Source organism: Klebsiella sp. CN_Kp075 (assembly GCF_040065055.2).
Lineage (GTDB): Bacteria > Pseudomonadota > Gammaproteobacteria > Enterobacterales > Enterobacteriaceae > Klebsiella > Klebsiella aerogenes.
Genome location: NZ_CM198050.1, coordinates 1,713,590 through 1,729,059, shown reverse-complemented (window position 1 = coordinate 1,729,059; position 15,470 = coordinate 1,713,590). Strand labels below are relative to the sequence as shown.

10 protein-coding genes are annotated in these 15,470 nt (G+C 43.3%); 1 reads left to right on the top strand and 9 read right to left on the bottom strand.

The genetic code is table 11. The annotated features are described in order from the left end of the window. Window positions 1–23: 23 nt before the first annotated feature. The 8 genes from ABLV78_RS08200 to galF form a co-directional block, all read right to left on the bottom strand. Window positions 24–1,388, bottom strand: a complete 1,365-nt coding sequence (locus ABLV78_RS08200) for a right-handed parallel beta-helix repeat-containing protein (protein WP_047046473.1) — start codon at window positions 1,386–1,388, stop codon at window positions 24–26. A 20-nt stretch (window positions 1,389–1,408) separates the two neighbouring features. Next, complete coding sequence (gene wbaP / locus ABLV78_RS08195; RefSeq protein ID WP_047046471.1) at window positions 1,409–2,839, bottom strand: undecaprenyl-phosphate galactose phosphotransferase WbaP; 1,431 nt, start codon at window positions 2,837–2,839, stop codon at window positions 1,409–1,411. Between the two features lie 92 nt (window positions 2,840–2,931). Beyond that, the gene (locus tag ABLV78_RS08190) at window positions 2,932–5,085 is read right to left on the bottom strand and encodes a polysaccharide biosynthesis tyrosine autokinase (RefSeq protein WP_047046468.1); all 2,154 of its coding nucleotides are present in this window, start codon (window positions 5,083–5,085) and stop codon (window positions 2,932–2,934) included. A gap of 16 nt (window positions 5,086–5,101) precedes the next feature. Next, the gene (locus tag ABLV78_RS08185) at window positions 5,102–5,536 is read right to left on the bottom strand and encodes an arsenate reductase/protein-tyrosine-phosphatase family protein (RefSeq protein WP_072057560.1); all 435 of its coding nucleotides are present in this window, start codon (window positions 5,534–5,536) and stop codon (window positions 5,102–5,104) included. A 2-nt stretch (window positions 5,537–5,538) separates the two neighbouring features. Beyond that, complete coding sequence (locus tag ABLV78_RS08180) at window positions 5,539–6,675, bottom strand: polysaccharide export protein (protein ID WP_047046465.1); 1,137 nt, start codon at window positions 6,673–6,675, stop codon at window positions 5,539–5,541. A gap of 110 nt (window positions 6,676–6,785) precedes the next feature. Continuing rightward, window positions 6,786–8,225 (bottom strand): capsule assembly Wzi family protein, encoded by a 1,440-nt coding sequence (locus ABLV78_RS08175; protein WP_047046462.1) that lies wholly within the window; start codon window positions 8,223–8,225, stop codon window positions 6,786–6,788. 921 nt (window positions 8,226–9,146) lie between these two features. Beyond that, window positions 9,147–9,776 (bottom strand): phosphatase PAP2 family protein, encoded by a 630-nt coding sequence (locus tag ABLV78_RS08170; RefSeq protein WP_045391862.1) that lies wholly within the window; start codon window positions 9,774–9,776, stop codon window positions 9,147–9,149. A 448-nt stretch (window positions 9,777–10,224) separates the two neighbouring features. Beyond that, window positions 10,225–11,115: a UTP--glucose-1-phosphate uridylyltransferase GalF gene (galF, locus tag ABLV78_RS08165; RefSeq protein WP_015706060.1), complete on the bottom strand. Its 891-nt coding sequence runs from the start codon at window positions 11,113–11,115 to the stop codon at window positions 10,225–10,227. An 855-nt stretch (window positions 11,116–11,970) separates the two neighbouring features. On the opposite strand from galF, the gene ABLV78_RS08160 reads away from it, so the two are divergent. Continuing rightward, on the top strand, window positions 11,971–13,557 hold the full coding sequence (locus tag ABLV78_RS08160; protein WP_047046458.1) for a TerC family protein: 1,587 nt from the start codon (window positions 11,971–11,973) through the stop codon (window positions 13,555–13,557). A 47-nt stretch (window positions 13,558–13,604) separates the two neighbouring features. Here the strand turns inward: ABLV78_RS08160 and asmA are convergent, their stop codons facing one another. Continuing rightward, window positions 13,605–15,452, bottom strand: coding sequence for an outer membrane assembly protein AsmA (asmA, locus tag ABLV78_RS08155; RefSeq protein ID WP_047046455.1), 1,848 nt, complete (start codon window positions 15,450–15,452; stop codon window positions 13,605–13,607). Window positions 15,453–15,470: the final 18 nt, after the last annotated feature.

Here is a 15,470-nt window from a genome sequence, read left to right as displayed (position 1 = left end):
TTTATATTCTTAATTTCAAAACATCAATTCTGATATGATATTTGGTCTTTGTTAATCAAAACATTATTTAATACATTGTTATTGGTTTTTACGCTCAATTTCTTATTTGATTCAATCTTAAAAAACTGTATAGCTTTAAAATTTTCAGATGGTATGTTTATGAATGTATTATTAGCGATTTTTATACTTGCACTTGCTTTCTTAACGTTTCCAACCCTAATTGTACTAGCCATTTTATCAATTATAGTATCGTATTTAAACTTATTATCAGAAATGTCAATATCACCATTGTTATTGCTAGTAAAATCAACAATTACATTGCCAAAATAATTATTTCTAACATTCAGGTAATCAGTCGCACCATTTTGTTTAAAATATGAAATCAAACCTTCACTAACAAACACATTACCGATAAAGTTAATATTTTTATTAAGTGGTTTTTGACTTGCATTAAATATAGCCGCGATTGATTTCCCATAAAGACCCGAGTTAAGTGCAAGATTATTTTTAAATATAATATTATTACATATAAAAAAAGTTGCTAGACATCCATGCTTAAAATTTTTGACGATGTTGTTTTTAGCAATACTATTATTACAGCCCTCAAAATCAATACCCACATCACCACCGTTTTCTACATAATTCGCAGTAATGCTTACACGTTCCCCCATTGACCCCCAAATCCCGCCTAATCTGACATCACGGATTATATTATTATTAATTACTAATGCTGTGCATTTTCTTTCATTATGCGGTTCCCCATCTTTAACGGGATTCGAATCACCGCCCCAGAACATAATTCCATGATAGAAAGCTGATATTATATTATTACCACACCGCCCTCCATTGATATAACTAAGTTCAATACAGGCATGATTAGTTTTTATTTGTTTTGCATTAGCACTACAAGATGACACATTGATATCCTGACTTATTCTTTCAATAAGAATATCAGAGTATCTTTGTGTCATTTTGGAAGAAAAAATCCTACACCCTATACACTTAATTTTTTTTACAGTAATATTTTCAACATAATCCACACACTGCACAACTACTATCAAATCATCTTCAGCAATGAAGTTCCCTCCTGAAATTTGTATATTTTTAGCACCTGCAATATTAAATATCGCAGCACTACGATTACTCTTATGTGCATCAATATAAATATTAGCCCCATCCGAAAAAATTATTTCTGACATCGAGTCAATGTTTATAGATGTACCGTCAAAGTAATAGTCACCAGGAGGGATTAAAATCTTCTTACTATTTTGGTTTTTAAAAAATTCTGATAAATTTTTTTTAGTATTATTTACTGTTACTGCGCGCGCAAACTGACTGCTTAATGCTACACTAGAAATCGTTGATAACAAGAAAGCTCTTCTATTCATGTTCACACCCACAGCAATAGTTAATAAGCACCATCTTTTTTCAAAACTACTGTAATTGTTTTGAATAATATGGCTATATCATTCCACATTGACCAATTTTTAACATACCAGGCATCAAGATATACACGGGTGTCATAGTCAACATCACTTCTACCACTTACCTGCCATAATCCAGTCATTCCTGGTTTGCTCAGAAGATAGTACTCCACTTCATCGTTATACCTTTCTAACTCAGCTGTGATAATTGGCCTCGGTCCAACCAGACTCATTTCGCCTTTTAACACATTAAACAACTGAGGTAACTCATCCAAACTTGTTTTCCTCAGGAATTGGCCAATTTTGGTAATCCTTGGATCATTTTTTAATTTAAATGTCGCATCCCATTCCGCTTTGGCATCAGCATTTGAAAGAAGTAACTCTTCCAAAACCTGCTTTGAATTAACAACCATTGAACGAAATTTCAAACACTTAAAAGATTTCCCGTCTTTCCCTACTCGTTCGTGACCATAAATTGCCGGGCCACCATCCTTTTTAACTTTATGGCTGATATATATAAGAAGCGGTGATAATATCACTATAATACTTATTGACCCTATAATATCAAAGGTTCGTTTAAGTATTCTTGACGACAGTTTCGCTAAATTTTGTTGAACACGGAATATCATTACCTCATGACTAAAAATAAATGACATATCCGTACTATCGAGTGGCACACCCCTCAATGTTGGTATAACCGATACGTATCGGTATCCTTTGATCATAAAATCTCGTAACCATGCATTTCGCACATCGCCTTGATTTGATTCTACTGCAACGATGAACTGTGTTCTTTTATCAATGCTATTCAGCCAGTTTTCTTCGGGCTTCAAAACATTTGCATTTTTTAATTTTTCTTTTATTAACCCCTGCTGCTCACTATCTGAAATAAACCCAACAATATTTAAACCGAGATTTTTTTCACTTTGTATCGCATTATATGCATCTAATGCATTTTTACCGCTGCCAATAATCCAGGTATCTCTGAGCCATAACCCGATCTTTTTGAGCACCCATTTTGCAGCGATTCTTGACAACGGGACTAATGCAAGGGCAAATAACCATGTCAGCAACCAGACATATCTTGAAAAATACCATTTTGCAAATGCAATGACAGCGATTTCTATAACAGCAAAAATTATTAATGTACGCAATATTTCTTTTAATTCAAACCAAAATGTTTTCCGATAAAAATAATGTCTGAGTCGTACTCCATACCAGCATATGCAACATACTCCTAGCAACCAATGTAAAGCAACCCAACCGGATATTTGTTCTTCTGGTACACGTTCTTCAAAGTGAGTTAGCGTAACTGAAAGTATTCCTAAGGAAAGATATAAAGAGAGAACAAAGCCAAAAAAATCGGCAAGCGCTAGGATTACGCTGCAAGTTATATTTTTAGAAAAGTGCGTCATAGCTCCCTCTGTGTACACATAGAGATTTAAATTGTATATGACAATATTTAAGGTGAGCTATAGTAGCTCACCTTTAATATCATAATAATTTATTATTCTTTGTTTGAGTATGAATAACCATAATGATTATATCCATAACCATAATAGCTACTTGCTTTCTTTAACACACCATTCAATATACAACCTTTAACATTTACACCACTTTGTTCAAAGCGCTTAACACTTACTGAGATTTCTTTCGTAGTATTAGCCTCGAAACGAGCAACAAGCAATGTTGTTCCTGCATAGCGCCCAATGATAGCAGCATCGGTAACCGCAAGGATTGGTGGTGTATCGACAATTACAAGGTCATAATTACTTGATGCCCATTCGATCATGTCAGAGAAGCGAGTATGCATTAGCAATTCAGCAGGGTTCGGAGGAATTTGTCCACGGCCAATATAATCAAATTCACCACCGGGAACTCGTTCGATGACTTTTTCAATTGATTCTTGACCAGATAATATCTCAGATAGTCCCTTGGCATGCTGTTTGCCCAACATTTTGTGTACATACCCCTTACGTAAATCGGCATCCACAAAAAGAACTTTTTTTCCTGTCAAAGCAATTATTGCAGCTAAGTTAGTACTAATGAAAGTTTTACCTGCATTAGGGCTAGCACCTGAAATCATAAGAACATTATTCTTTGCTTCCATCATTGCAAAGTGAAGGCTGGTGCGTAAACTTCGGATAGCTTCCACAGCCAAATCAGCTGGATTCTCTACAGCAAGTAAAGTACTAGATTGATTTTTATTGCGTTTGATTTTTCCGGTATTTTGTTTTGTTAACCATTCAGACACCGGTACACTTGCATAAACATTTACACCGAGTTCTTCTAATTGTTCAGGAGATTCGATTCCTCTACGCAGAACGACACGAACCAATACGAGTCCTACCGAAATAAATAATCCCAATATAATTCCGATTACTATAACAAGGATTTTTTTAGGTTTCACCGGACTTGGTTCTGTTATTGCCTGATCAATTATACGGACATTACCAATAGCACTCGACTTAGCAATGCTTAACTCTTGTTGCCGGTTGAGCAACTGCATATAAACAGCTCGACCTGACTCAACATCACGGCTTAATCGAAGTACTTCTTGCTGCGTTGATGGCATCGCGCTTACGCGCTTACTTAGTTTTCCTTTTTCTTGTTGCAGAGTTTTACGTTTTTCCATTAACGCTTTATATGTAGGATGTTCTTTCGTATATAACTGCGAAATTTCAGCCTCTTTGAATGTCAACGTATTCAATTGGTTATCGACATTTACAATTTGATCAAGTACTGATTTTGCCTCCATAGACAAATCAACTGAGTCTTTTTGTTTCCTATAAGCATTCAATTTATCTTCTGCAGCATCTAAGTCAGAGCGAACAGTCGGTAACTGATTACTCAAAAACTCTAAACTCTTTGCATCTTGTGCTGCTTGCCGATCGACATTCTGGGATAGATAATTTTGACTAATATTATCTAACATATGAGCAATAAGCTCAGGATCATCTCCGGTTAATGTCAAATTAAGCATCCCGGTATCTTTGCCTTGATCGACAACACTAAATGAGTCTTGAAGGTTACTTATTGCTAATAGCCTTGGCAAATATCTTATTTTAAATTGTGTTCCCGGTTCTGCATCGATTGATTGAACTAATAATGATATTCCTTTATCTTCAATCAATTTACCCACGACTCCATTAATGACCAAATCACCACTTTCAATTTGGTAATTATTTTTATCCTTAACTGTCAGTATGATTTCAGGTGTATCGCCCTTCAGGCTTTTTGGCAAATACAGCCTGGATACATTTATTTTGCCTCGTTTTTCACCTAGTATTCTGGATAAACCTTTCCCAAACACGGGAAAGTAAATCTGTTCTGTCTGAGCCTGAAGATTTAAATCATCAACTGATTTGCCAAGAATCATTCGTGATTGTAGTAATGCTATTTCAGGTGCAGACTGAGGTTGACTATCAGGCAACATCTGACTGAGACTATCTAAAAGTGCATTTCCTTGTTTTTGTTCAACTTGGATTAAAGCATTTGCTTGATATATTGGGGTAGCTAACAGTGAGTACAATACCGCCAGTACTGTAAAACCAGCAGTAACAGCAATGATGAGTTTTTTATGGTCAATCAACTCACCAATCAGCCGCCCGAAATCAATGTCGTTACTATCTTGCGAAGTATTGTTATTTAATGATGCCATGCAGAAAATTCCTGAATTATCTACCTAGTTTCTCTGCCCAGTGCTGGCAGCTTTGGTCTATTAATCGATACACCGACTCAAACGCCTCATCGCTTTTGCGATAAGGATCGGGGATTTCTTTTCCTTGCAACCAATGTCCAAGTAGCATTGTCTTGCCTCTAACCTCCGGCGCGATTCGACTAACTTGTTCTAAATGCTCAGTTTCCATTACAAGTAGCAGATCGTATTGTCGACCCAAAGCACTAGTAAATTGTATTGCTTTATGCCCTTCCAGGGATATGCCATGGTTACTAGCTACCCTTATCGCTGAATTATCTGCTGCATGACCTACCAATGCGCCAACACCAGCGGAATCAATTTTTTTATCTGGAAAAATACTACGTAGTATTCGCTCTCCTATTGGAGAGCGACAAATGTTACCTGTACAGATCACTAATATAGAATCAAACATTATTATGGCCACGTTTTGATATATCTAACAGTTTCAGTCATATCATGAACCCCACTAATTGTTGGTACCAATTGTGAAATAACGCGGTTCCATCTAACCAGCGGAGCTGTTGTAACATAAACAATGTCATATGGCTGTAATTGGAATTCAGTCCCTAATACCATTGCGGATGCATCTTGAGCATTAAGTTGGTAAATATTAGCAATTTTACCCTGCTTATCACCTTTAAGCTGGCGAACTACAAATACCCCTGTTGCATCGCTCATTGCTTGGGAAATTCCTTCTGCATTCCCTAGAGCTTCTGCGAGCGTCATTCCACTTCGATCCATTTTCATGGTGCTTTGTTTGCCCACTTCTCCCATCACAAATACCTTGAGATCATCGTTTCTTGGTACAAACAAAATGTCACCCGGATACAGTAAGTGGTTTTGAGTTAAATCTCCTTTTTGCATCAGAGCATATAATGAAATCTTAGTATCTTTGCCATTATGTGTCAGGACTACATTTCGCCAATCAGCATCAGGTGCTAAGCCGCCCGCGTTATTTATTGCGTCCATAACTGTCAGCGGTATATTGGTTATCGGTTGTTGGCCTGATTTAACCACTTCACCTGTAACATATGCTTTTTGAGAGCGGAAAGCTGCCACGCTGATGTCGACTTGTGGACTCTCGATGTATGTTGTCAATCTGCTCGCTATTTCTTGTCTAACTTGACTCAACGGTTTTCCTGCTACCTGAACTTTACCTATATAAGGATAAAAAATTGAGCCGTCAGAATTCACCCAGTTGCCGGTGTCACTTGCACTACGATACTGGCCAGCTGGAGTAGTTAACTCTGGATGATCCCAAACAGTGACCATCAGCACATCCCCCACCCCAATACGATACTCATAGTTTTTCAATAAGTTATCTAACTGAGGGTTTGGGCGAGCCAGCACAGTCTCAGGTCTAAGCTGCTCCACTAACCTCGGCGTCATTGGATAAACGTTCACCAACTTATCCAGGTCATAATCGCTATCCGGAAGTTCAACTACATTTTTGCGTAAGCTGTTCAGCCCCTGACCCGGAACAATAGTACACCCTGTCAAAAAGCTAATTGCCAATGCCACTGCTGAAACCCTAACAATTTTTTTCTTCATAATGTCACATCATCAATAAACCAAATTTTTCAATTACTGATTTGCCGTCTGAGTTTTTACCGATTAACAATTCACAATCAGTAATCCCTACCCTCTTCTCAGCATCCAGCCTATAAACTAAATGGAATCTCTATCCCTGCACTGGCACCAACATCGTCGCTATCGCTGTTATCGGCATTGGTGTACCAAAGATTAGTATTCAATCGAACAGATTTATAGACATCGCCACTCCAGCCCAACTGTATCCCTTTTAAGGTGTCTGAATTAGGAAACGCTTTATTGATAGTCTGATTTTCCGGGTTCACTTTCGCGTACACCAGACGGGTACTCCAGCGCTGATTATCTTCAGTCACCAACTCAACTTTGCCTGCAAACAACTGGCCATCTCCCCCCATCGCATCACCTAGTGGATAGCCTTGCTGATAATAACCATCTTTATAGATGTGATGGGTATAACTGTAATTAGTGCGACTCATATTGGTACGGGTATCATGCGCTTCCACATACCAGTTAATCGCATCTTTACCCCAGCCGTGGTGACCTTCAATACCACCAAGATACATATTCGCGGAAGGTAAGAATCCTGACTCATCTTCGCCAATCATTTGGCCATAGAAACTCACCGGCCAGCCCAGAGTAGGTTCGAGCTTAAACTTAAAATCAAAACCGGCAAGTTGGTTGCCCGGTTCATTTGGGTCGTTGGCTGAGGTGTTGTCTTTGCCGGTGAATCCATCCCAGAAGTTGCTAAACGATTGAGGACGTCCCTCCCCACCCCACTGCATTATGCGTGAAGCGCCAAGCTCAAGTGACTGGAACGGAGTAAAGGTAAAACGGCCACCGATAATTTTGGTATGAGGTACGGCCGTGTATTGGTTCATCTGGCTTGCGGAAATCTGATACTGCCACGGACCAATCCAGCGCAACCACCATGTCTCAGGAGCAGCTTGTTCAGCGCGTTGCATTAAAAAACCGGTCATCGGTCTTGCCGCATCGCCACGAATCAAGCTACCTTCATAACCAGGGCCCCACCACTGGGGCACCTGGCCGAATGATAACCATTGATTCCAGAACTTGACTGCGCCATATGCGCCGTTGGCATTAAAACGTGATCCATTGCTAATACGCTCGCCGCCTTCGACATTCCCCTGCAGATGCACATCCCACCATTCACCGCTGTTATTGAAGGCAAGAGAGAGAGAATTATCTGCTGGTTGGCTTTGGCCGAATCCCTGCGGTGTTCCAGGCTGGTCAGTTGACGTATAGCCGCTTACGCGAAAATCCGCCTTCAAATTAGAAAGGCGTTGATTGATGCGCGCCAGGACAACTTGTTCAGAGGAATATGAAGGTTTTGCTTTTTTCAGTGCTCGGGTAATTTCTTCCTGGCTGAGCGGCCAGGTGGAGAGACTTAGATGAATGACTCCGCGATCGGATAACCACGCCAGGTCGTTGCGAAGTTCATTATCATTTTGCACCAACCCTGCTGCATATACCTGCGAGCTAACTGATGCAACCAGACCCAAAGCAAGTGCGATACGAGCAATTTTTATCATTGTTCAAGTTCCATTTACGAGTCCCTTCCCACCAGGTGGGTACGGCAATGGGGATTTTTAAGAATCAGGAGCTTATGAGTTCGACAAGCCTATTTTTTACAACAGCGATCCATTGCCTCGATGGACAACATCCTCAGGTACGAGCGGTTTGCTGCAAACGGATGTGAACTTAATGCATTCATAATGTAAGCGATATTGGTTGCCAAGGCTACTTTCATGGGCTCAATAATGTGCACATGATCAGAAGTCTGACAACGTCGCTATGCGTATGGTGAGTATTCAAAACATTGGGTACCGTGAGTGTCAGGATACGCTACCGCCCTTGGCTTAACAGCTACCAACGCACTGTACCTCTTACCCAGGAATTTTCTTTACATCGACTGTTGGTGAATTAACCACAGCAATTATTTTTACCGCCTCGAGTTTACGAGATTCTTCTGTTAATTGGGAGTATAAATTCACCCCCACGAAGCGGATAAAACGATATTTTTCATTTTTACTGGCAAGGGTTCATCTGTTAATAAGATTATTTAATGGCATCCCTCACCAGCTGACCACTTTATTACCACCCTAAGAATGAACCATGGTAACCATATGATTTTAAAGCAATTAAAATAAATGCCATGTTTAAGTAAAAAAATACCCATGCAGTAGTCAACTACAAAATATGATAGATATCATCACCCACTTCTTTTTTGGGTTCCAGAACGATAACTCTGATTTCCGTTATTCTCTTTTCATTTAAGAATCATCTTATCCGTAATAACATACCGAACCGCGCTTTCAAAGATCCTGTTAACATTATTATGTTTCACCATTATGAAAGCCACGATTCTAAAATCCCTTAGTTAACTATGGATACGCCATTTATCATACTAATCACGCCAACTGTTAACCCGTAAACTTATCGAAATAGTATGATTAATATATATGCTTATGTAGATCGGCTCTGGTAAACGGCTTCTCAAATGGTCCGATCATGGTTGCAACCTCGCCTAACAACGACTGCGTCGGTGCTTTAACCCCAGTGTTTAATAATATGAGTGGGATAATTACCACGCTCAACGCCCCCATCCATGAAATCTGCGCAGAACGAAAAGCCGACGTACGCCATTGCAACAGCAGAAAAGTCAAACTTCCACAAGCCCCCAGAATAAATCCACTCACCACTTCAGATACCGAATGTGCATGAATCATCAATCGGGAATAACCCACAATACCCGCCAGAATAAAGCCCAGAAGCACGGCCCCCCAGCGCAGGGATGATGAAGCACGAGAAGTTAACAGCCATAAGAGTATTGGCCAAAAGGCGGTTGAGAGTGCGGTATGTCCGCTGAAACCGGTAAAATCGATTTCCCGTATGCCAATTCCCCAGCCCATAAAGGCCAGTTTTGAAATGCACACGACAGTCCCCGTAATCCCAAAGAGCAGCGCCCATTGCCAGGCCAGAGTCCGGGATGTTTTACGCAGCACCAGCACCGCGAACAGCACCACTGCGCTAGGAAGCAACACGGTACTATCGCCAAAAAACGAGACAAATTGCCAGTTCATTTACGCTTCATCCTCTGACGATACATCCCTTTTCCCTGTATCTTATCCATGAATTCCTTATGGGCATATTCATCCATTAACGTTACGTTTATATGCATACATCACCGTTGTTTAATGGCTAAACATGATCTCAGTCAAGTTTTATTTCGCATCTCTAACTGTGCTACAGTGCGCTTGCTTAAGAAAGAGCGCACTAAGCAACTATCAGTTAAGCAATTTTCTGACTCATCTGACCAAATGACTGCTTCACGCACGACAATCATCAATCAGCCATCGCATCTATGTACTCAATAAGATTCAACTGAGATGAAAACTCTTCATTGCAATTAATGAACCGAATAAATAAGAATCTCGGCTTCATTTCAGTTGGATCTTCTAACGCTGGCGTGCCACTCAACAATATGATGTTATCTGCACGCCAGCTTTCGTTCGTATTAAGCGCCTGGTTTCACGCCAGCAGCTTTTTGATGCTCTCGCGGAATTTAGTTCCTTCTTTATGGTTACGTAAGCCGTAGCTTACAAACGCCTGCATGTAGCCCATTTTTTTACCGCAGTCGTAGCTCTCACCGGTCATCAACATGGCATCAACAGACTGTTTCTTCGCCAGTGCGGCTATAGCGTCAGTCAGCTGGATACGACCCCATGCGCCAGGTTCGGTACGCTCAAGTTCTTCCCAGATATCAGCAGACAGCACATAACGGCCAACGGCCATCAAATCGGAATCGAGCGTTTGCGGTTCGTCTGGTTTTTCAATAAATTCAACAATACGGCCAATCTCCCCTTCCACTTTCAACCCATCTTTGGTTTGAATGACGGAATACTCGGAAAGGTCCCCTGGCATGCGTTTGGCCAGAACCTGACTGCGCCCGGTTTCATTAAACCGCGCTACCATTGCCGCAAGGTTATAACGCAGCGGATCCGCGCTCGCACCATCAAGAATGATATCCGGCAACACCACTACAAACGGATTATTGCCAACGGCCGGACGCGCACAAAGGATAGAGTGACCCAACCCCAGTTGCTGACCTTGTCGAACGTTCATTATCGTGACGCCTGGCGGACAAATCGCCTGCACTTCTGCTAACAGTTGGCGTTTAACTCGTTGCTCCAGCAGCGCTTCCAGCTCATAAGAGGTATCGAAATGGTTTTCTACAGCATTCTTAGATGAATGGGTGACCAGCACAATTTCTTTGATTCCGGCGGCGACAATTTCATCGACGATATACTGAACCATCGGCTTATCAACGATCGGCAGCATCTCTTTCGGTATCGCTTTGGTTGCAGGCAACATATGCATCCCTAACCCTGCTACCGGAATAATTGCTTTCAAACTCACCATTATTTCATCCACCTATATGGTTATAAACTTTCGAATTTTTGTCAGAACGTTGATGTCACTGGCATTTGTTTGTGATGGTACAGCATCGTACCGTGCACGACTTTAACCAAAATCCTAAATTACTCTCTTAGTCCAAGAATACACGCAAAAAATGCTAGCTGACAGGTAGCTTTAAGAAAATTCTCACACATTTGTCCTGGTCAATTGGCATTCATGGGAGCAGAGCAAAAGCAGCGCTTAATGCATTGTTATTTAACAATAATAATTGGAAAACGTTCCTGGCGATAAGCAACTTCCTTTGCAGATTAAACATCTTCTTTCTTAAAAACCGCCATGGCAAGACACTTCAGAAAAAGTCAAATACCATGTGAAATAGCAATTTGGCGATAGTAATTAGTAAAATCGTCTAAATTTTGGACAAAAGGCTAACTTGACTAACCTTCTTACCCGCAGATTAACCCATTGTCCATCGCTGATACTGCTGCTTTTATGCAACAATGAGCCATCTTAAGGGTCTTATTAAACGAGAGACCTGACAAGCTACGGAATTCAGTAGGAATTTTCCCCTAAATAACAACTTGGTGAAAAATACGCCAATATTTTGGTGTTGGCCACGGTTAATAATCTTTTCTTATCCTTGCTATTACCGCACAGTAATTGTATGGATTTCTAATTAATTCCAAATCAGCCCAAATAGATCTTAAAGGCCCGATATTTAACCATCGTTTATTACGTTATAACTTTCGTTTGTACGCTAACCCGCTACGCATCGCCACCATAAGTCGTTGCATTTTACCTGGCGCTTATCCATGATCGATAGATGATACGATTATGTTGTAAAGGTTCTTATTGATTATGGAATGGATTGCCGATCCCTCTATCTGGGCTGGTCTCATTACGCTCGTGGTTATCGAACTGGTTCTGGGGATAGATAACCTGGTATTCATTGCTATCCTTGCCGAAAAGCTTCCCCCTGCCCAGCGCGATCGCGCGCGTGTTACCGGTCTGTTGTTGGCAATGGTGATGCGTTTGGTTCTGCTGGCGTCAATTTCCTGGTTAGTCACCCTCACCACGCCGCTCTTCAACTGGCATGACTTAAGCTTCAGCGCCCGCGATTTGATCATGTTATTCGGCGGGCTGTTCCTGTTGTTTAAAGCCACCGTTGAGCTTAATGAGCGGCTGGAAGGGAAAGACAGTAATAATCCCACCCAGCGTAAAGGGGCGAAGTTCTGGGGCGTGGTGGCGCAAATAGTCGTGCTAGATGCTATCTTCTCGCTGGATTCAGTCATTACCGCGGTTGGTATGGTTGATCATCTGGCGGTAATGATGGCCGCAGTTATTATCGCCATTACGCTGATGTTAATGGCCAGCAAAGCCCTGACCCGCTTTGTCAACAGCCACCCCACGATTGTCATCCTATGCCTTAGTTTCCTGCTGATGATCGGTTTTAGCCTGATCGCCGAAGGGTTTGGCTTCCCAATCCCGAAAGGCTATCTGTATGCCGCTATTGGTTTCTCGGTGATGATCGAATCGTTCAATCAGTTAGCCATCTTTAATCGCCGGCGCTTCCTCTCGGCAAATCTCACTATGCGGCAGAGGACGACTGAGGCGGTGATGAATCTACTAAGCGGACGTAAGGAGAATGCTGAGCTTGATGCCGAGACGGCAACCATGGTCGCCGATCAGGGGGAAAACCCGCTGTTTAATCCGCAGGAACGCTTAATGATTGAGCGCGTACTGAATCTGAATCAACGCACCGTCAGCAGCATCATGACTTCACGTCATGATATCGAGCACATCGACTTAAGCGCGCCCGAAGAGGAAGTCCGCGCGCTGCTGGAGAAAAACCAGCATACCCGTATCGTCGTCACCGGCGGCAACGATAACGAGGATCTGTTAGGGGTTGTTCATGTTATCGACCTGCTACAGCAGTCGTTGCGCAATGAGCCGCTTGATTTACACGTTCTGCTACGCCAACCGCTTATTTTTCCGGAAACCTTGCAGCTACTCCCGGCGCTGGAGCAGTTTCGCCAGGCGCGGACGCACTTTGCTTTTGTGGTCGACGAATTTGGCTCCGTTGAAGGGCTGGTGACTATCAGCGATGTTATGGAAACCATTGCGGGTAATCTGCCTAATGAAGTGGAAGAGATCGATGCTCGTCATGATATTCACAAAAACGCCGATGGCAGTTGGACCGCTAACGGCCATATGCCGCTGGAGGATCTGGTTCAGTACGTTCCGCTACCGCTGGATGATAAACGCGAATATCACACGATAGCCGGATTATTGATGGAATATTTGCAGCATATTCCAGCCGCAGGTGAAGAAGTGAAGATTGGCAGTTATACCCTGCGAACTCTGGAAGTTGAAAGCCACCGAGTGCAGAAAGTACAGATTATCCCGCCGGTTGAAGTAGAAGATGAATTAGATTATGAAGTGTGAATAAAGCGGTTCAGCCGCCGCGGGTCACCTGCGGCGGCTGATGATGATTACAGCTTATCGAGCAGTTTCTTCACATCTTTGCCGTTCTGACTATTACTATTGCGTTCAGCCCACTCGTTCAAACGCTGTCTGGCTTCGTCCTGCAACTGCTTACGCAGGATCTGATCTACCTGTAGGCTATAGCTTAACGACTGCCACTTACCATAGATACGCAGCGGGATTGCCGTCTGCTTGAGGCGGTCAATCAGCTTGCTTTCGCCTTTCCAGCCGCCTAACACCCGCACGTTGAAATGCATGTCGCAATCCTCTGATTGCAGATTCAGATTACCTTGCCCGTTCAACGCCATCATTGCGGACTGTCCCTGCAAGCCGTTAAGCGTTATCTGGCCATTATTCAGGGTTAAATCACTGCTTAACGCGTCAAGCTGAGTCGCATTATCGAAGTTTTCTTGCGCCTGTACGTTGGTGCTCCTCGCTACAGCCTGCTGTACGAGCTGCTGGAAGTTGAGCCCTTCAGTACGCGTATCCTTCATTCGTAGCTGTGCCCTTCCCTGCCAGTTACGACGGAAGTCATCTGCATCAATGCGCGGGCCGGAGAAATCGCCATTCAGGGATAATTTTCCCGTCAGGCTAATCGGGTAGTGGAAGGCCTGCAAAATGGTACCGATTTCCACATTATCTAACTGCGGTTGGAAAGCAGCATGGGACGTATTGCCCCGAACATCCAGCACTCCAGGTAACGAGATACGCCCCTCGCCCAGACTGCCCTGCAGTTGTTTCACCGTCAGCAGCCCCTGCTGGTTCGTGATATCACTCTTCACCTGGCTGAATCGCATACCACGCCACTGCACCTGATCCGCCGACAGCGCGAGCTGGCCGTTAAAGCCAAGCAAACTATGATAATCCTGCTGGATATCGCTATCGGCAATCACGGGGCGCAGCTGTCTCGGCTGGCTTTGCCCACGCTGATCGGCATTGCCTTCATTAGCCGCCGCGTTTTGCGCAAGCAAACTGTCCAGATTCAGGGTGGTCGCCTGCAGGTTTAGCACCCAGTCAGGTTTATCCCCCAACACAACGCTACCACTACCGGTAATTGCGCTGCCATTAGCCGTGAGATTGAGATTGTCGAAATTGAGTTTTTTCGCCTCTTCAATCCAGCTGGCTTGCAGACTTCCTTGCCCGTTGAGGCCATCCGGCGGCAGCTCCGCTCCGCGTACCTGCCAGTTGAGCTGCGAAAAATCCGCTTTCAGAGAATGAGGGTAATCACCGCCCTGAACCTGTGCAGTAAAGGACAACGCCAGGTCACGTTGATCGCGATTGACCCTGCCGGAGAAATCAACCGTCGCCAGATGGTTGTCATCCTGCTCCATTTGTAAGCGTATGTCGCGCACGGTGATCTGTTCGCCATTTTCATGCTGGAAGAACAGGACACTATCGGCTACCTGCAGCTTACGGACATCGTAGGACCAACCGCGATCTTGCGGCGCCTGCGGCAACGTATTGTCATGCGGCACCACCGGCGCGTTCTGGTCACGCACCGCTTCCGTTTTCGCGGTAAGCTGAATGACCGCGCCTTTCAGCATCACCTGCTTGACCTGCAGTTGATGAGAAAGTAGCGGCATCAGCGCAACATCCAGACGCATATTATCGGCACGCACGACCGGTTCGGAAGCACCTGGCGCCGTTAGCACCATACGGCCGGAGAGAATACTCAACTGCGGCCAAACATGCCAACGCAGCGGACCATCAAGCTTCAGTTGATAGCCGCTACGCTCCGCCACTTCCTGCACCATATAGTTGCGGAAGTCATTAGGGTTGACCAGCAACACCAGCGCAGTGAGTCCCGCGACAATGACGGTCAACAAGATCATCAGCGTGGTCAGAATTCGTCTCATGACATCCTCTATAAGCCG

Coding starts and splice junctions, on each gene's coding strand:
- ABLV78_RS08200 (WP_047046473.1), bottom strand. CDS start 1,388: ATGAATAGAAGAGCTTTCTTGTTATCAACGATTTCTAGTGTAGCATTA.
- wbaP (WP_047046471.1), bottom strand. CDS start 2,839: ATGACGCACTTTTCTAAAAATATAACTTGCAGCGTAATCCTAGCGCTT.
- ABLV78_RS08190 (WP_047046468.1), bottom strand. CDS start 5,085: ATGGCATCATTAAATAACAATACTTCGCAAGATAGTAACGACATTGAT.
- ABLV78_RS08185 (WP_072057560.1), bottom strand. CDS start 5,536: ATGTTTGATTCTATATTAGTGATCTGTACAGGTAACATTTGTCGCTCT.
- ABLV78_RS08180 (WP_047046465.1), bottom strand. CDS start 6,675: ATGAAGAAAAAAATTGTTAGGGTTTCAGCAGTGGCATTGGCAATTAGC.
- ABLV78_RS08175 (WP_047046462.1), bottom strand. CDS start 8,225: ATGATAAAAATTGCTCGTATCGCACTTGCTTTGGGTCTGGTTGCATCA.
- ABLV78_RS08170 (WP_045391862.1), bottom strand. CDS start 9,776: ATGAACTGGCAATTTGTCTCGTTTTTTGGCGATAGTACCGTGTTGCTT.
- galF (WP_015706060.1), bottom strand. CDS start 11,115: ATGGTGAGTTTGAAAGCAATTATTCCGGTAGCAGGGTTAGGGATGCAT.
- ABLV78_RS08160 (WP_047046458.1), top strand. CDS start 11,971: ATGGAATGGATTGCCGATCCCTCTATCTGGGCTGGTCTCATTACGCTC.
- asmA (WP_047046455.1), bottom strand. CDS start 15,452: ATGAGACGAATTCTGACCACGCTGATGATCTTGTTGACCGTCATTGTC.